Raw genomic sequence first — 16,036 nt, 5'->3', positions numbered from 1 at the left:
CGGACCGGTGGGGTGGTCACCGGATCATGCGACCGACCCCACAGGGTGAGTGGCCGCGAGACGTTGCTTGGTGAGACGTTGTTTTTCTTCGAGGATGGCCTTTACGTCCGCATTGGGATCGCGTAGCCGCAAAGTAAGTGCATGTAGCTGCTCTTTGATGTGCTGTTTGCGCAGCCAAATCAAAGTGTCGTCGATCGTCCGTTCGGCGATGTCTGCTTCCAGAACATCCTCCGCAACGGCGAGTTGGCGCAGCAGCTGCGCACTGTTGTCGGACAGGTTCTCCGCAAGCTCCTCGACCCGGACCGAGCGATCCTCGGCCGCGGCTTCGACGAGCGCACGAATCAGCTCCCGCAGGGGCCCTGCGGGCACGAGCTCGGCCACTTCATCGCGCGGAACGCGAGCGGCGAGACTCGGATGATCGACCAAGCTGCGGGCGAGTTGCCGGAGCTTGCGTTCCTGTGCCCCGGTCATGCGGGGCGCCACCGGGACGGCATCGCGGGCATCTTCGCCCCGCGAGGCGGCGCGCACGGCATCTTCGACGTGGCGCACTTCGGTGCCCACCGACAGGGCCAGCCGCTGGGCGAATTCGGAGCGCTCCACCCCGGACGGGATCTTCGCGAGCAGCGGCGCCACCGAGGCCACCGCATCGGCCTTCTCCCAGGGCGTGGCGCAACCGCGGCCCACGGCGCGCTCGATCACGAAGTCGAGGGCGGCCGGGGCTTCGTCGACCACCGCGCGCAGCGCCTCGGGACCCTGCTCGCGCAGCAGATCATCTGGGTCCGCACCGGCCGGCAACAGCGCGGCGCGCACCCGCAGGCCCTCGGGCAACAGCACCTCGAGCGAACGCTCCATCGCCTTCTGGCCGGCTTCGTCGCCGTCGTAGAGGAGCACGACGTTGCGGGTGCGCCGGCGCAGGTGGCGGGCATGCCCTTCGGAGAGCGCGGTCCCGCAGGTGGCCAGCGACTCTTCGACACCCGCCCGCGCAAGCGCGATGCGATCGAAGTAGCCCTCGACCACGACGGCACGATCGTTCTGGCGGATCGGCGCAAGCGCTTCGGGCAGTCCGTAGAAGGATTCGCGCTTGCGGAAGACCGGGCTCTCGGGCGTGTTCAGATACTTCGGCTCCTGGCCCTCACCGAGGGCGCGACCGCCGAAGCCAATGACGCGGCCACGGGCGTCGCGAATCGGAAAGGTCAGCCGGCCCCGTAACCGGTCATAGAAGCCGTCGCCGCGCTGGCGCGGAGCCAGCAGGCCAGCCTTCTCGCCGATGTCGGCCGCGACTTTTCCCTGCCGCAGGGCCTGGGCCACCGTGTCCCAACGGTCCGGCGCGAAGCCCACCTCGAAGCGGGTGGCGTCCTCTTCACTGAGGCCGCGCTTCGTGAGATAGGCGGGGACCGGGTTGTCCTCGGAGGCGAGTGCCTTGCGGTAGGTCGCCTGGGCCAGGTCGTTGGCCGCGAAGATTGCCTCGCTCTGACCGCCGTCGCGCCGGCCGGTCTCGGGCACCTCGATGTTGCAGTCCTTCGCGAGGCTGCGAACCGCCTCGTGAAACTGCAGGCCCTCGGTCTTCATCAGGAAGGCGAAGGCGTCGCCGCCCTCCTGGCAGCCGAAGCAGTAGTAGCTGCCCCGGTCGGGATTCACGTGGAAGGAGGGCGTCTTCTCGTGATGGAAGGGGCACAGCCCTTTGTAGCTGCGCCCCGCACGCTTCAGGGAAACCGTTCGCCCGACGAGCTCCACGATGTCCGCTTGATCGCGGACTCGCTGGATGATGTCGTCGGGGATACGACCCACAGCTTGCCTCGGCTCAGCGGGCCATCCGGCGCATCTTCTTGAGAGCGCGCTTGCGGGCGGCGGCTGCCTTCTTCTTCTTGCGGATGCTCGGCTTGTCGTAGTACTCGCGACGCTTCAGCTCGCTGAGGATGCCGGCCTTCTCGCACTGTTTCTTGAAACGCTTCATCGCGACCTCGAAGGGCTCGTTGTCGCGGACTTTGATCACGGGCATGAGCGCGTTCGCTCTCCTATCGGGGTGGGGCGCAGCGCCGTGCGGCGCGCCTCCTGGGCTTGAGTGGTGACCGAACCTCGCATCGTGTCGGATTCCAGACCCAGGAAAGTCAAGTGCAGATCACCGGAACGCTAGCCCCACGCCAAACCCCTTTCCATGACGCGGTGCAGCGTGTTCCGGACACCTTGCCCGACCCCCCGGAGAAGCGAAAAACCGAATACTTCCGAGGTGTTTCGAGCGGCCCGGCACACTAGCGCAGGGGCCTTTGGTGATCAACCGACGGCGTCTGGAGAGGGGGCGCGCACGGCGATTCCGAGGTCCGCCAGGCGCCGCTTCACCTCGGGGACGGTCGTCTCGTGGAAGTGGAAGATCGAGGCCGCCAAGGCCGCCTGGCAGTGCCCTCCCGCCGGCCCGTCGTCCAGGGCGGCCGCGAGGTCCTCGGCGCTGCCCCCGCCGCCCGAGGCGATCACGGGGACCGCGACCCGGTCGGCCACGGCCCGCAGCATCTCGAGGTCGTAGCCGCTCTTGGTGCCGTCCTTGTCCATGCTGGTCAGCAGGATTTCGCCGGCCCCGGCCTCCGCCATCCGCGCCGCCCACTCGACCGCGTCGATCCCGGTCGGGCGCCGACCGCCATGGGTGCAGACCTCCCAGCCCTCGCCCGATCCGTCGCCTTCGATCGCACTTCGACGCCGCGCGTCAATGGCCACCACCAAATTTGCGCTTCCGATCATCACGGCGGCCTCGCCAACGAGATCCGGGTTCTGCACGGCGGCCGTCATGATCGAGACCTTGTCGGCACCGGCGTTCAGCAGATCGCGGATGTCCTCGAGCGAGCGAACACCACCGCCCACGGTGAGCGGCATGAAGACGCTCTCGGCCGTGCGCGACACCACGTCGAGTAGGATGCGCCGCTCCTCGTGACTCGCGGTGATGTCGAGGAAGGTGATCTCGTCGGCTTCCTGCGCGTCGTAGCGCCGGGCGACCTCGACCGGATCGCCGGCGTCGACGTGGTCGACGTACTGGACGCCCTTCACCACGCGCCCCTGGTCGACGTCGAGACAGGGAATGATGCGCTTGTTCAGCACGCGACGTCCTCCACCCGGGCGAGTGCCGTCGCGAGATCGACGTCGCCGGTGTAGAGCGCACGGCCGACGATCGCGCCCGCGATGCCGCGCGCGCTCTCCCGCGCCGCTGCTTCCAGGTCTTCCACGCTCGACACGCCGCCACTCACGATCACCGGGATCTCGATGGCGTCCGCCAATGCCGCCGTGGCCTCGAGGTTGGGGCCGGTGAGCATCCCGTCGCGAGCGATGTCGGTATGGACGATGGCCGCCACCCCGGCGTCCTCGAAGCGTCGCGCCACGTCGGCCACGAGCGCCTCGCCGGTCTCGAGCCAGCCCTCGACGGACACGCGGCCGTCCTTCGCGTCGAGGCCTACCACGATCTGACCGGGGAAACGCTTCGCGGCCTCGCGCACGAGGTCGGGATCACGCAGAGCTGCGGTGCCGAGGACGACGCGCTGCACACCCGTGTCGAGCGCGGCGACCACACTCTCGAGATTGCGCAACCCGCCGCCGAGCTGCACGGGGATGTCGCCGACCGCACCCACGATCGCGGCAATCGCGGCCCGGTTGGTCGGCTTGCCGTCGCGCGCACCGTCGAGGTCGACGACGTGGAGCCGCCGGATGCGCTGCTCTGCGAACCGCGCGGCCGCGCGCGCCGGGTCGGCCTCGTAGACGGTCGCCGCGTCGTAGCGCCCCTGGGCGAGCCGAACGCACTCGCCCCCGAGCAGGTCGATCGCGGGAATCACTTCGAAGCCGCTCACTGCATCTCCCAGGCGTTCTGCGCCGCGTTGCGCGCGCCCCACTGGGCGAGCTCGGCCGCGCTCAGCCAGCGCGAACCCGCGCCCGGGTAGTTGCGTGCCGTGAAGACGTCGGCGCTGAGGGCGCGCTGGGTGTGATCGAAGCGCGCCGTCCAGAGCTTGCGCAGATCGGGCGTGGCGTAGAGCTCGAGGGCGAACGCGACGCTCGCCGGGCCCTTCGCGCCGAACTCGCCGCCGTCACGTTCTCGGTAGCGCGTGAGTCGTCCCCACAAGAGCGACGTGGCGCCGAACTCGCGGGCCGCCACTTCGGCGAAGACCCTCGGATCTTCGCGGTTGATGATCTCGGCGCGCGCCGCCAGCAACTGCATGAGGTCCGACGCGGGCACCATCTCGAAGCCTTCGGCGGCGAACGCTTCGCTCACGAACCGCGTCATGAGCGCGGCCTGCTCCTCGGCCACTTTGCGCTGGCCGGCCGCGACCTCCAGATCGGTGTCCAGCGGGCCATGCAGCTCCGGATCGACGAGGAAGGGCGCGACGGCGATCCGGGCGAATGCGTCGGGCGCGACCTCGATGACGTGGTCCTCGACGATCGGGCCGGCACAGCCCAGCGCGAAGCACGCGAGCCCGACGGCGAACCACTTCACGACGCGATCCAGGCGGCGAAGGCGTCGAGCAGTCGGCGTCCGGCCGACTGACTCTTCTCGGGATGGAACTGCACGGCGAACACGTTGTCGCGTGCCACGGCCGCCGCGAAGGGCGCCCCGTAGTCGACGGTGCCGGCGAGGATCGCCTCGTCCTTCGGTACCGCGCGATACGAGTGCACGAAATAGTAGGTGTCGCCGGCGCCCAGTCGCTGGGTGACCGGGTGGTCGCCCTGGAACTGCACGGCGTTCCAACCGATGTGGGGTACATGGGGCGGAGCGCCCGGTTGGCCCGGGTCCGGAAAGCGCTCGACCCTCCCCGCCAACAGACCCAGCCCCGCGTTCACGCCGTGCTCGTCGCACTCTTCGAAGAGCAGCTGCAGCCCGAGGCACAGCCCCAGATAGGGCGTCCCGGACTCGATGGCCTTGCGGACCGCGCTGTCGAGGCCCTGGGCCTGGAGCTTCCCGACCGCGTCGGCGAAGGCGCCGACGCCCGGCAGGACGATCGCGTCGGCGCGGGTCAACTCACTCGCGTCGCCGGTCACGACGGGGGTCATGCCCGAGCGCTCGAGGGCACGAGACACACTGCGCAGGTTGCCGGCGCCGTAGTCGACGACGGCCACGCGCGGACCGGGGGAGGTGGAGGAGGTCAAACGAGGAGTTCCCGCACCGGATCGGTGCGCAAGAAGCGTGGAGTGAATCGCGTCTGGCGGCGGGGCGCTAGCCGAACGACGGCCCAACCGCAGCCGAGAGGGCGCTCAGGGTGACTCGGCCTGCCGACTTCGCTCACGCGCGACGTCGGCCCACGGCTCCCGATCCTCGACGCCCCCGAACGAGTCCGGATCCCAGAGGATCTCGACGATCGAACGGTCGAGCGGTGCACCGCGGGGCCATCGGCGCGCCACGTCCACCAGCTCCGCGACGAGATCCGGAGCGTCGGCGGCACGGTCGCGCGTCTCCAGCGGGTCGTCGGTGAGGTGATAGAGCCGGGGAGCGTCCGGGTCGATGAGCTTCCACGGATACCGATAGACGGCCACGCCCTCCAAACCGGACACCAGGTAATCCGGCGGTTCCCCCGCGTCTGCGCCCTGCAGCGCACTCCACTGACTCCGCCCGTCGAGCCCCTGCGGCAACGCGTCTTCACCGCCGATGGCTTCGAGTAGTGTCGGAAGCACGTCGGAGACGGTCATGAATCCGTCGTGCCGGCCTCCCTCCAGGCGGCCCGGCCACCAGATCGCCGCAGGAACACGGACACCGCCCTCGGAAACACTGCCCTTTCCCTTCGGAAGCGGCCGGTTGTCGCTGCCCCCGTCGAGGACGTTCACCGCCAGGAGTTCGACGCCAGCAACGGGGAGCGGACGACCGAAGGCCCACACGAGGGCATCCATCGCAGTCCGGAGCGAATCGTCGACAGCCGCCGGCGTCGCGCCTCCGTTGTCACTTGCGAAGAACACGAGAGTGTTCGCGAGCATGCCCCGCCGCTCGAAGGACGCGAGCAGACGACCGATCCCGGCATCGAGCTCGGAAACCATGGCCGCATGAATCCGACGGCGCTCGTCTTCGATGGCGCCGTAGCGTTGGATCGTGGCGGGTGGTGCTTCGTTGGGAAGATGCGGCGCGTGAAACGCCGCGTAGAGGAAGATCGGGCGCTCGTCATCGGCGCTGTCGAGCAGACGTTCCGCCTCTTCGACGACCAGGTGCGTGGTGTAGCCCTCTTCGCGCAGCGTGCGGCCGTTGCGCTGCCAGTCGTGCCCGCCACCGTGGTTGTGATCCCAATAGCCGATGCCGCCCGTGACGCTGCCGTAGAAATGCTCGAAGCCGCGCGCCTGGGGAAACCAATCCGGGGTGTAATGCCCGAGATGCCACTTCCCCACGAGCCAGCGTCGGTAGCCGAGACCCGCCAGAACCTCGGGCAGCAGCGTTTCCTCGAGCGGCAGCCCGGTACGCTCGATCTTCGAGATCGGTCGGTCGATCCCCAGCCGAAGCGGCGACTTCCCCGTCATCAACGCGGCGCGCGTCGGACTGCAGGAAGGCTGCGCGTAGAAGCGGTCGAGTTCGATGCCCTCGTTCGCGATCCGATCGATGTGGGGTGTCTCGATCTCGCTTCCGTGATAACCGACGTCGCGCCAACCGAGATCGTCGGCGACGATCAGCAGGATGTGAGGACGCGCCGCCGCCGGGCTCGGCACAGTGAGACACGCGGCCCACAGGATCCCGATGAGCCGAACCGCAACGCGCAGGGGGGTAGGCAAGATCGCACCCATCGGATGACCGCAGCCCGACGCGGTCGGAATCGGTTGCGGAACTCCTAGAGCGCGCCCTTGACGGTCGGGAGGCCGACGCCGCGTGGGTCGATCTCGAGTGCGACGCGCAGCGCGCGGGCCGCGCCCTTGAACGCCGCCTCGACGACGTGGTGGGGACTCTTCCCGTACCGGAGATCCACGTGGAGATCGAGCCCCGCGTTGTGGGCGAAGGCGTAGAAGAAGTCCTCCGCCAGAGTGGCGTCGAACTGACCGATCGTCGTGTTGTCGAGCGGAACCTGGTAGACGAGGTAGGGCCGGTTCGAGACGTCGACCGCGACCTCGACCTTCGCCTCGGCCATCGGCAGCAGCTGCTGGCCGTAGCGGCGGATGCCGCTGGCGTCGCCCAGGGCTTCGCGCATCGCCTGGCCCAGGGTGATGCCCACGTCCTCCACCGTGTGGTGAAGGTCGACATCGATGTCGCCCGTGGCAGAGATCTCGAGATCGAAGAGCCCGTGCTTCGCGAAGCTCTCGAGCATGTGATCGAAGAACGGAATGCCGGTCTCGATCTGGTAGCTGCCGCTGCCGTCCAGGTCGATGGAGACGCGGATGTCCGTCTCTTTCGTCTTCCGGTGGAGGCTGGCGCGGCGCGATGACGGGGGGGTCGTCTTGCTCATAGCTCGAGTTCGGCCTCCGCCTCCCGCGCAGCTTCGCGCTCGCGTCGCGCGCGGCGAATCTTCTGCAGGCGCATCTCCACGGACCTGCCGTGACCGGTCAGGCCTTCCATCTCCGAGAGACGCACCACGTCGAGCCCCAGCTCGCGGAGCTTCGGCGGCTCGAAGCGTACGATACTCGTGCGCTTCAAGAAATCATCGACCCCCAAGGGCGAGAAGAAGCGCGCCGAGCCGCCCGTGGGCAGCACGTGGTTCGGACCCGCGAGATAGTCGCCGACCGCCACGGGCGTGTAATGCCCGAGGAAGATCGCGCCGGCGTTCTGGATCTCCTTGCTGATCTTGTCCGCGTCGTCGCTGGCGATCAGCAGGTGCTCGGGCGCGTAGCGGTCCGAGATCTCGATGCACTGGGCCATGTCCTTCGCCAGGATCACGGCGCTGCGCGTCGCCAACGCCTTCTTCGCGATCTTTGCGCGGTCCAGGGTCTTCAGCTGCTTCGCGATCTGGTCCTGCACGCGGGTCGCGATCGACTTCAGCGGCGTCACCAGGATGGCCTGGGCGAGTTCGTCGTGCTCGGCCTGGGAGATCAGGTCGGCTGCGAGCCACGCCGGGTTGGCACTGCGATCGGCGATCACCAGCACCTCGGTCGGGCCGGCCTCGCTGTCGATGCCCACCTCGCCGAAGACTTCCTTCTTCGCCGTGGCGACGTAGATGTTCCCCGGGCCCACGATCTTGTCGACGCGCGGCACGGTGTCCGTCCCGAACGCCATTGCGGCCACGGCCTGTGCGCCACCCATCTTGAAGACGCGGTGCACGCCGGCCACCTTCGCGGCCATCAGCACCTCGGGTCGCAGCTTTCCGTCCGCATCGGGCGGCGACGCCATCACGATCTCGGGCACTTCGACCACCGACGCCGGTACGGCGTTCATGATCACGCTCGACGGATACACCGCCTTGCCGCCCGGCACGTAGATGCCCACGCGGTGGAGCGGTCGCACGCGCGTTCCGAACGTGCCGCCGCCTTCTTCGCGAATCTCCCAGCTTGAGGGAATCCGTTTGCGGTGGAACTCGCGCACGCGCATCGCGGCCTTGCCGAGCGCAGCGCGGTCGGCCGGGTCGATCAGCTCACCCGCCTCTTCGAACTCGGCGGGCGTCACCTCGAGTTCCTCGAGGTCGGCGCCATCGAACTTCTTGGTCAGCGCGAAGACTTCATCGTCCCCGTGCTCGCGGACGCGCTCGACGATCTTGCGAACCGTCTTCGCGACGTCCTCCTCACCAATGTCGCGCCGCTGCAACAGCTTCTCGAACGCGCGTTCGAATCCGCTGTCGGCCGTGCGCAAGAGGGGGATGGCCTTGCTCGTTTCACGGGCTGCCATGACTAGCCCTCCCGTCGGATCTCCGCTCCGAGTGTGCGGAGTTTCTCCTCGATTCGTTCATAGCCTCGATCGATGTGGTAGACGCGGTTGATCACCGTTTCTCCCTCGGCGGCGAGTGCCGCCACGACCAGACCTGCCGAGGCACGCAGGTCTGTCGCCATGACTTGAGCTCCCGAGAGCCGCGCCACGCCACGCACGTGAGCCGAGCGTCCCGACAAGGTGATATCGGCGCCCATACGCTGCAGTTCGGGGACGTGCATGAAGCGGTTCTCGAAGACGCGTTCGGTCACCACGCTCGCTCCCTCCGCCACGCACAGCGTCGCCATCAGCTGCGCCTGCATGTCGGTCGGGAAACCCGGGAAGGGCGCCGTGGTGAAGCTGAGCGCCTGGGGGCGTGCCGGCGAGCGCAGCTGCACGCTCGTGGCATCGGTCTCGAGCTGCGCTCCGCACTCGCGGAGCTTGTCGAGCGTCGATTCGAGATTCGCCGGGTCGACCCCAGTGACGCGCACGTCACCGCCGGTCGTGAGCCCGGCCGCGAGCAGCGTACCCGCTTCGATCCGGTCGCCCGCGACCGCGTGGCGAATGCCGCGCAGCGAATCGACGCCGTGGATCAGGATGCGGTCACTGCCGGCGCCGCGAATCTCGGCGCCCATCTTCAAGAGCACCTCGGCGAGCTCGAGCACTTCCGGCTCGCGCGCGGCGTTCTCGATGACGGTTTCGCCCTCTGCGAGCGCGGCGGCCATCATCACGTTCTGGGTGCCGTTCACGGTCGTGAGATCGAAGCTGACGCGGCCGCCGATGAGGCGCGCCGCCTGGGCTTCGACGTAGCCGTGGTCGAGGGACAGCTTCGCGCCCAGCGCACGGAGCCCTTTCAGGTGCTGATCGACCGGACGCACGCCAATCGCGCAGCCGCCGGGTTCGGAGACCCGCGCGCTGCCGAAGCGGGCCAGCAGCGGACCGAGCACCAGGAACGACGCGCGCATCTTGCGCACGAGGTCGTAGGGCGCCTCCGGGCTGCGAATGGTGCTCGCGTCGATGAGCACGGCGTGCTCGTCGTCCGGATCCCACTCCGCGCGCGCACCCAGCGCCCGCAGAATCTCGAGCATCGCCGACACGTCGCGGAGCCGCGGCACGTTCGACAACCGCGTTTCGCCGCGGGCCAGCAGGCCTGCCGCCATCAACGCCAGCGTCGAGTTCTTCGAACCCGACGCGGCGACCTCACCTTGGAGCGTCGCTCCCCCCCGGACCACGATGCGCTGCATCAGCATCCCCCCCTGGTGTCGGAAGGTGCCGGGATTCCTGCGTTCGCGCGACCCACCTCCGGGCCGCGACGGCCGGTGACGACCCGCGGTCGGCCCGCGAGGTCCCGCTCGAGACCCGGCGTGAGGCCGGCTTCGGCGACCCACCCCATCACGGCCTGCTCCTGGCCCGGCGCGAGTTCGAGGGCCACGCCTCCGTCCTCGGCGAGCAGTTCCGGCAGCTTCCGGCCGAGACGCTCGAGATCGCGCAGCCCATCCTCACCGGCGAAGAGCGCTCCGTCGGGTTCGTGGGACAGCTCGGGCGCGAGCCCCGTCCGCTCGCCCTCGGCGAGATACGGCGGGTTCGAGACGACGCAATCGAAGGGGCCGCGGAGGGCCGCCTCCCAATCGCCGCGAACGAATTCGATTCGCGCTTGCATATCGAGTGTTTCGGCATTGTGTTGCGCGAGTTTGAGCGCTTCCTGCGAGATATCCGTGGCGACGATCACCGCCTGTGGGCATTCCGACGCGAGGGCCAGGGCCACCGCTCCCGACCCGGTCCCCAAATCGAGAATCCGGACGGGGGCTTGGCGATCCCCCAGCAGATCCAGGGCCGCCGAGACGAGGGTCTCGGTTTCGGGCCGCGGAATCAGGACGTGGGAATTAACCCCCAGAGATAGCGACCAGAACTCGCGGGCGCCCGTGAGCTGGGCCACCGGAATCCGCTCTTGGCCCCGCTTCCGGACGAGCTCCCGGAAGGGCTCCCGCTCGGCCGGCAGCACCGGCTTCTCGAAGTCGAGGTAGAGCTGGAGCCGCTGGACGCCCAGGGCGTGGGCGAGCAGACACTCGGCGTCGAGCCGGGCCGACTCGATGCCGCGCTCGGCAAAATGGTCCGTCGTCCAGCGCAGCAGGTCGAGCACGGTCCAGACCCGATCGCCGGAGTCGTTCCGCTCGCGCCGCGCGGGGGCCGCGTCGCCCGCTGCCGGGGGAGCGGGGGAGGTCACGCCGGATCGGGCTCCATGTTCTTGGCGTTCATGAAGCTGTGGACCGCGTCGAGCAACTCGTCGAGGTCGCCTTCGAGTGCGGCGTCGAGCTTGTGGAGGGTCACGCTCGCGCGGTGATCCGTGATGCGGGTCTGGGGGAAGTTGTAGGTGCGGATCTTCTCGCTGCGCTCGCCGGTCCCCACCTGGGCGCGGCGCTCGCTGGCCCGTTCGCCGGCGGCGCGCTCCTGCTCGGCTTCGAGGATCCGCGAGCGCAGCACCTTCATCGCCTTCGCCTTGTTCTTGTGCTGGCTCTTCTCGTCCTGACACTGGACGACGACACCCGTCGGCACGTGGGTGATGCGCACCGCCGAGTCCGTCGTGTTGACGCTCTGGCCACCGGGCCCCGACGAGCGATACACGTCGATGCGCAGGTCGCTCGGGTCGAGGGCGATGTCGACGTCCTCGGCCTCGGGCAGCACCGCCACCGTCACCGTCGAGGTGTGGATGCGTCCCTGGCTCTCGGTAGCGGGGACGCGCTGCACCCGGTGGACGCCGCGCTCGTACTTCATGCGGTGGAAGACCTGATCACCGCTGACCGACGCGATCACTTCCTTCAGGCCGCCCCCGTCGGACTCGGACATCGAGAGCGGCTCCACCTTCCAGCCCTGGCGCTCGGCGTAGCGCGAGTACATGCGGAAGAGATCCATCCCGAAGAGCGCCGCCTCCTGACCGCCGGTGCCGGCGCGGATCTCGAGGATGGCGTTCTTCTCGTCGTTGGGATCGCGGGGCAGGAGCAGCAGCCGGATCTCCTGCTCGAGGGGCTCCTGGCGCTCTTCCAGCGACTCGATCTCCGCTTTCGCCAGCTCGCGCATCTCCTCGTCGTCTTCCTCGAGCATGGCGCGGGCGCCTTCGAGGTCGTCGAGCAGCTTGCGGTAGGTCGCGGCGGCTTCGGCCGCGGGACGCAGGCGCGCGAGCTCCTTCGCCCGAGTGCCGTATTCGGTCGGGTTCGCAGCGATCTCGGGATCGCCGAGCTCGGTCTCGAGGGCCGCAGCGCGATCCGCGAAGACCTGGATCTTGTCGAGCAGGTCGGACATGAGAATTCCGAAAACAGGAGACGGCGAGGGAAGTTACGGAATCGCCGGGGCGGATGCGAACGAGCGGTTCGGCGAGGGGGCTTCGGGGAGCCGTGGCGAGCTGGCTCAAGTCCCGTTCTCGGCGACCGATAACGCCATTACTTTGCGCTCCGATTCCCCCTGACGTGATGCGGGTCACGCAGCCCACCGGCAACTGGGCCGAAGCCAGGATCGTGTTCACGCGATTTCCGCGTTGGACGGAACTGGAGGGCCGCATTGGAGCCGGAAGCGATCGAGATCTTCAAATGGGGGAGCCCCTTGCTCCTCATCCTCCGCGGAGTGTCCTTTCGTCTCGAGCTCTTCTCGAATCCGTCGGAAACCCGCGAGGTTCGCGTCGCGATCGGCTACGAGGGCCGTCGACGGGAGAAGGCGAAGCGCAAGCGTGCGCGGTCGTGAGCGAAACGAGCCACCGGTCCGAGATCTCGCGCTGCCTGGGTCCCTCGTCCGCTAGGTTGTCGCAGGTCGCGTCGGTCCGGCTCTCGCCCATGGCGCAGGGAGAGGATTCCGCACCCATGAGCTTCCACGGACCTCTCGAGGATCGCCTGGCGATCCGGGAACTCGTCGATCGCTACAGCGATGCGGTGAGCCGTTTCGACCTCGCCGTCTGGGAAACCCTCTGGGCCGAGGACGGGGAATGGGAGCTGATGGGAAACCATCTGCGGGGCGCCGAGGCGATCCATGATTTCTGGAAGGCCGTGCTGGGTTCGCTCGAGTTCGTGTTCTTCCAGGCGCAACCGGTGGCCGTCGACATCTCCGGAGACCGTGCGACGGGTCGTGTCCTCGTGGCCGAAACCCTGAAGCCGAAGAACGGCGACCGGCGCGTCGTGCAGGCCACCTACGACGACACCTACACGAAGCGCGACGGCGAGTGGCGCTTCCAGACGCGTCGCCACCACGTCCTCAGCGATTTCTGAGAGCGCGGACGCCTAGCCCGTCGCGAAGTCGCCGCGCGGCGTACCGTTCTCGTCGTAGACGGGCGCCTCGCGATCGACGCGGAACTTGCGCGTCACCGCCGAGCGAATCCCCGCCGCGCCCAGGTGCGCGAGCATCTTCACGTACGAGGGGGCCGTGAGGTGCGTGCTGAGAGTCGCCTCGTCCTCCCACTCCTCGAAGACGTGGATCCGACCCGGCTCGAAGGGGTCGGCGGTCCAGACGTAGGCCAGGCATCCCGGCTCGCCGAGCGCTTCTTCGATCAGCGGCTGCGCCTCACGCAACGCGACATCGCGCTTCTCGGGAGCGATCTCGACGGTGCCCGCGATCAGGACCTTTGCCACCGCTACTGACCGCTGAGCCGCGCGACGACCGGCGCGAACGCGTCCTGCGCCTCGGCACCGACGGTGATGTAGGAAATGCCGTAGCGCTGGCGCCGCCGTTCGAGTTCGTCGCACACCTCGGCGACGTCCCCGAAGAGACCGTGGGGATGCTCGCGCATGGCTTCGGCCGAGAGGCCGATCCCCTTCCCCATGCCCTCGGCGATCTTCGCCGACCCCGGACCGACGAAGGCGAAGTAGCAGCCGATCTCGAGCTCGAGGGAACCGAAGCGTTCGCCCGCCGCGTCGCGGATCCAGCCGATCTTCTCGGCGGTCGCGTCGGCGGTGCCGCTCTTCACACCGTCGGCCCCGAGGACGCCCGCGCGGTTGTTGAAGTTGAGGCTCACGACGTCGGCCTCGCGAGCCGCCAGCGAGAGCACCCGCCGGCTGCCGCCTCCGATCATGATCGGCGGACGCGGCTGCTGTACCGGCTGAGGGGCCCCCTCGTACCCGTGCACGTTCACGTGGGTGCCCGAGACGGCGAGCTGCCCCTTCGAGAGGTGTTGCTTCAGGAAGCCGACCGTCTCCGCGAGCCGGTCGATGCGAACGCCAATCGGGTCGAAGTCGATGCCAACGGCTTCGTACTCCCCGCGCAGCCATCCCGCACCGAGCCCGACCTCGAGCCGACCTTCCGACAGCAAGTCGAGGGTCGCGATCTCCTTCGCGAGCACCGCCGCGGGCCGATAGTCGATGCAGAACACGCGGCACCCGACGCGCAGCGTGGTAGTCGCCTCGGCGGCCACCGCCATCGCCGGCACGGCCGCGAGCGTCTGCAACGGGTGGTTCGTCGCTTCCAGCGCGGGGCCCGGCCCCAGGATGTGGTCGGCCAGATGCAGCGCCGAGTAGCCCTGCTCCTCGGCCTTCCGCGCACCCTCGCGCCACTCCGCCGCCGACTCCGCGTGAAACGACTGAACCCCGAAGCGAAAAGGCTTCATGAACGACTCCGCGGCACAGCCCGCCTCGCGCTCACGCTACCACGCGCCGCGGGTGTCGCGAAGCGACACCTGCGGAGCCGCCGGCAGAGCGAAGCGATGCCGGCGCCCCCCCTCCCCCCACCACGCCGCGTTCCTGGCGTCGACCCTCGTCCCCGAGTTCGGTCGCGAGGCACGGGGCGCGGGAAGTTCCGAAGCGAGACTCAGCGCAGCCCGAGGAACGGTAGGGGGGAGAGGTACCGGAGCGTCGGGTCATCGAGCTCGCCGAACACCACCGAGCGCGCGGCGAGCCATCTCGCGGAGGAACTCCCCGCGACCCGTCCCTGGTGCCCCGCGTCACCCGCAACGCTACGAGTGCATCGACTCCAGGAACTCGGCGTTCGACTTCGTCCCTTGGATCTTTTCGAGCAAGAACTCCATCGAATCCACCGCATTCAACGGCGCCAGCACTTTTCGCAGAATGTACATTCGGCCCAGCGTCCCCTCGTCGAGCAGCAGCTCTTCCCGACGCGTCGCCGAGCGGTTGATCTCGATCGCCGGATAGGCCCGCCGATCGGCCAACTTCCGATCGAGCACGATCTCCGCGTTCCCGGTGCCCTTGAACTCCTCGAAGATCACCTCGTCCATGCGTGAGCCCGTCTCGATCAACGCCGTGCCGATGATCGTGAGACTGCCGCCTTCCTCGAGGTTCCGCGCAGCCCCGAAGAATCGCTTCGGCTTGTGCAGCGCGTTCGAATCGACGCCACCCGAGAGGATCTTCCCCGAGTGGGGTACGACCGTGTTGTGGGCGCGCGCGAGCCGCGTGATCGAATCGAGCAGAATCACCACATCGCGCCGATGCTCGACGAGCCGCCGGGCCTTCTCGATCACCATCTCGGCCACCTGGACGTGACGCGACGCGGGTTCGTCGAAGGTCGACGAGATCACCTCGGCCTGCACGTTGCGCTGCATGTCGGTCACCTCTTCGGGCCGCTCGTCGATGAGCAGCACGATCAGGTAGACCTCCGGGTGGTTCTCGGTGATCGCGTTGGCGATGTCCTTCAGGACCATCGTCTTCCCCGCCTTCGGCGGCGAGGTGATCAAAGCGCGCTGGCCTTTGCCGATCGGCGCGATCAGATCGATGACTCGGGTGGTCATGCCGCCCGATTCCGACTCGAGCCTGAACTTCTCCTCGGCATAGAGGGGCGTGAGATTGTCGAAGAGGATCTTCTGCTTCGCGGCGTCCGGCGATTCGAAGTTGATCTCATCGACCTTGAGCAGGGCGAAGTAGCGCTCGCCCTCCTTCGGTGGCCGCACCTGACCGACGACGGTGTCACCGGTGCGCAGGTTGAAGCGCCGAATCTGGGACGGTGACACGTAGATGTCGTCGGGCCCCGCCAGGTAGTTCTGATCGGGTGCGCGCAGGAAGCCGAAGCCATCGGGCAGGGTCTCGAGCACCCCTTCGGCGTAGACCCGCCCCCCACGCGCGGCCTGGGCCTTCAGGATGGCGAAGATCAGGTCCTGCTTGCGAAGGCCAGCCGCGTTCTCGACGTCGAGGGTCTCGGCCAACGCGGTGAGGGCCTGCATCGACTGGGCCTTCAAGGCGCGCACGTGGAGTTCACCGTCGGACGCGGTAGCTCCGTTCGACGCAACCGCGATCGGCGTCGAGTCGCTCGATTCCGCGTCGGTGCCGCTGCGATCGGTGCGCGCAC

At 68.4% G+C, this 16,036-nt stretch carries 16 protein-coding genes; 1 reads left to right on the top strand and 15 read right to left on the bottom strand.

The window, feature by feature from the left end:
• Nucleotides 1-24: 24 nt before the first annotated feature.
• From dnaG to prfA, 12 genes are all read right to left on the bottom strand, one after another.
• Entirely contained in the window at nucleotides 25-1,788 is a 1,764-nt protein-coding gene (gene dnaG, locus AAF430_07860; GenBank protein ID MEM7410131.1) for a DNA primase, read from the bottom strand.
• A gap of 13 nt (nucleotides 1,789-1,801) precedes the next feature.
• Nucleotides 1,802-1,999 (bottom strand): 30S ribosomal protein S21, encoded by a 198-nt coding sequence (gene rpsU, locus AAF430_07855; GenBank protein ID MEM7410130.1) that lies wholly within the window; start codon nucleotides 1,997-1,999, stop codon nucleotides 1,802-1,804.
• A gap of 272 nt (nucleotides 2,000-2,271) precedes the next feature.
• Entirely contained in the window at nucleotides 2,272-3,084 is an 813-nt protein-coding gene (gene hisF / locus AAF430_07850; protein ID MEM7410129.1) for an imidazole glycerol phosphate synthase subunit HisF, read from the bottom strand.
• Nucleotides 3,078-3,824, bottom strand: coding sequence for a 1-(5-phosphoribosyl)-5-[(5-phosphoribosylamino)methylideneamino]imidazole-4-carboxamide isomerase (gene hisA, locus AAF430_07845; protein ID MEM7410128.1), 747 nt, complete (start codon nucleotides 3,822-3,824; stop codon nucleotides 3,078-3,080). Before hisA ends, hisF begins: the two co-directional genes overlap by 7 nt.
• Nucleotides 3,821-4,465: a hypothetical protein gene (locus AAF430_07840; protein ID MEM7410127.1), complete on the bottom strand. Its 645-nt coding sequence runs from the start codon at nucleotides 4,463-4,465 to the stop codon at nucleotides 3,821-3,823. Before AAF430_07840 ends, hisA begins: the two co-directional genes overlap by 4 nt.
• Nucleotides 4,462-5,115 carry an imidazole glycerol phosphate synthase subunit HisH gene (gene hisH, locus AAF430_07835; GenBank protein MEM7410126.1) on the bottom strand — a complete coding sequence of 218 codons (654 nt, stop codon included), beginning with the start codon at nucleotides 5,113-5,115 and terminating at the stop codon, nucleotides 4,462-4,464. The genes AAF430_07840 and hisH overlap by 4 nt, the downstream gene beginning before the upstream one ends.
• Before the next feature lie 105 nt (nucleotides 5,116-5,220).
• Nucleotides 5,221-6,714 (bottom strand): arylsulfatase, encoded by a 1,494-nt coding sequence (locus tag AAF430_07830; GenBank protein MEM7410125.1) that lies wholly within the window; start codon nucleotides 6,712-6,714, stop codon nucleotides 5,221-5,223.
• A gap of 56 nt (nucleotides 6,715-6,770) precedes the next feature.
• The gene (gene hisB, locus AAF430_07825; GenBank protein ID MEM7410124.1) at nucleotides 6,771-7,379 is read right to left on the bottom strand and encodes an imidazoleglycerol-phosphate dehydratase HisB; all 609 of its coding nucleotides are present in this window, start codon (nucleotides 7,377-7,379) and stop codon (nucleotides 6,771-6,773) included.
• Nucleotides 7,376-8,749 (bottom strand): histidinol dehydrogenase, encoded by a 1,374-nt coding sequence (hisD, locus tag AAF430_07820; protein ID MEM7410123.1) that lies wholly within the window; start codon nucleotides 8,747-8,749, stop codon nucleotides 7,376-7,378. The genes hisB and hisD overlap by 4 nt, the downstream gene beginning before the upstream one ends.
• Before the next feature lie 2 nt (nucleotides 8,750-8,751).
• Nucleotides 8,752-10,011, bottom strand: coding sequence for a UDP-N-acetylglucosamine 1-carboxyvinyltransferase (murA, locus tag AAF430_07815; protein MEM7410122.1), 1,260 nt, complete (start codon nucleotides 10,009-10,011; stop codon nucleotides 8,752-8,754).
• Complete coding sequence (prmC, locus tag AAF430_07810) at nucleotides 10,011-10,991, bottom strand: peptide chain release factor N(5)-glutamine methyltransferase (protein MEM7410121.1); 981 nt, start codon at nucleotides 10,989-10,991, stop codon at nucleotides 10,011-10,013. Before prmC ends, murA begins: the two co-directional genes overlap by 1 nt.
• Nucleotides 10,988-12,064, bottom strand: a complete 1,077-nt coding sequence (gene prfA / locus AAF430_07805) for a peptide chain release factor 1 (protein MEM7410120.1) — start codon at nucleotides 12,062-12,064, stop codon at nucleotides 10,988-10,990. Before prfA ends, prmC begins: the two co-directional genes overlap by 4 nt.
• A gap of 551 nt (nucleotides 12,065-12,615) precedes the next feature.
• Between prfA and AAF430_07800 the strand changes: the two genes are divergently transcribed.
• Nucleotides 12,616-13,017 carry a nuclear transport factor 2 family protein gene (locus AAF430_07800; protein ID MEM7410119.1) on the top strand — a complete coding sequence of 134 codons (402 nt, stop codon included), beginning with the start codon at nucleotides 12,616-12,618 and terminating at the stop codon, nucleotides 13,015-13,017.
• Nucleotides 13,018-13,029: 12 nt separating this feature from the next.
• Here AAF430_07800 and AAF430_07795 read toward each other — a convergent pair whose 3' ends face one another.
• The 3 genes from AAF430_07795 to rho all read right to left on the bottom strand — a co-directional run bounded on the left by AAF430_07795 (nucleotide 13,030) and on the right by rho (nucleotide 15,983).
• Nucleotides 13,030-13,377, bottom strand: a complete 348-nt coding sequence (locus AAF430_07795) for a putative quinol monooxygenase (protein ID MEM7410118.1) — start codon at nucleotides 13,375-13,377, stop codon at nucleotides 13,030-13,032.
• Between the two features lie 2 nt (nucleotides 13,378-13,379).
• Nucleotides 13,380-14,348, bottom strand: a complete 969-nt coding sequence (locus AAF430_07790) for a TIGR03621 family F420-dependent LLM class oxidoreductase (protein ID MEM7410117.1) — start codon at nucleotides 14,346-14,348, stop codon at nucleotides 13,380-13,382.
• A gap of 345 nt (nucleotides 14,349-14,693) precedes the next feature.
• Nucleotides 14,694-15,983: a transcription termination factor Rho gene (rho, locus tag AAF430_07785; protein MEM7410116.1), complete on the bottom strand. Its 1,290-nt coding sequence runs from the start codon at nucleotides 15,981-15,983 to the stop codon at nucleotides 14,694-14,696.
• Nucleotides 15,984-16,036 lie beyond the last annotated feature (53 nt).

The organism is Myxococcota bacterium (assembly GCA_039030075.1).
Classification (GTDB): Bacteria; Myxococcota_A; UBA9160; order UBA9160; family SMWR01; genus JAHEJV01.
Note: the sequence above shows the minus strand (reverse complement) of the source record. Positions and strands in the feature narration are given on the sequence as shown.

Excerpts from the sequence above, each read along its gene's own strand:
- rpsU (MEM7410130.1), bottom strand. The coding sequence starts at position 1,999 with ATGCCCGTGATCAAAGTCCGCGACAACGAGCCCTTCGAGGTCGCGATG.
- hisB (MEM7410124.1), bottom strand. The coding sequence starts at position 7,379 with ATGAGCAAGACGACCCCCCCGTCATCGCGCCGCGCCAGCCTCCACCGG.
- hisD (MEM7410123.1), bottom strand. The coding sequence starts at position 8,749 with ATGGCAGCCCGTGAAACGAGCAAGGCCATCCCCCTCTTGCGCACGGCC.
- murA (MEM7410122.1), bottom strand. The coding sequence starts at position 10,011 with ATGCAGCGCATCGTGGTCCGGGGGGGAGCGACGCTCCAAGGTGAGGTC.
- prfA (MEM7410120.1), bottom strand. The coding sequence starts at position 12,064 with ATGTCCGACCTGCTCGACAAGATCCAGGTCTTCGCGGATCGCGCTGCG.
- AAF430_07800 (MEM7410119.1), top strand. The coding sequence starts at position 12,616 with ATGAGCTTCCACGGACCTCTCGAGGATCGCCTGGCGATCCGGGAACTC.
- AAF430_07790 (MEM7410117.1), bottom strand. The coding sequence starts at position 14,348 with ATGAAGCCTTTTCGCTTCGGGGTTCAGTCGTTTCACGCGGAGTCGGCG.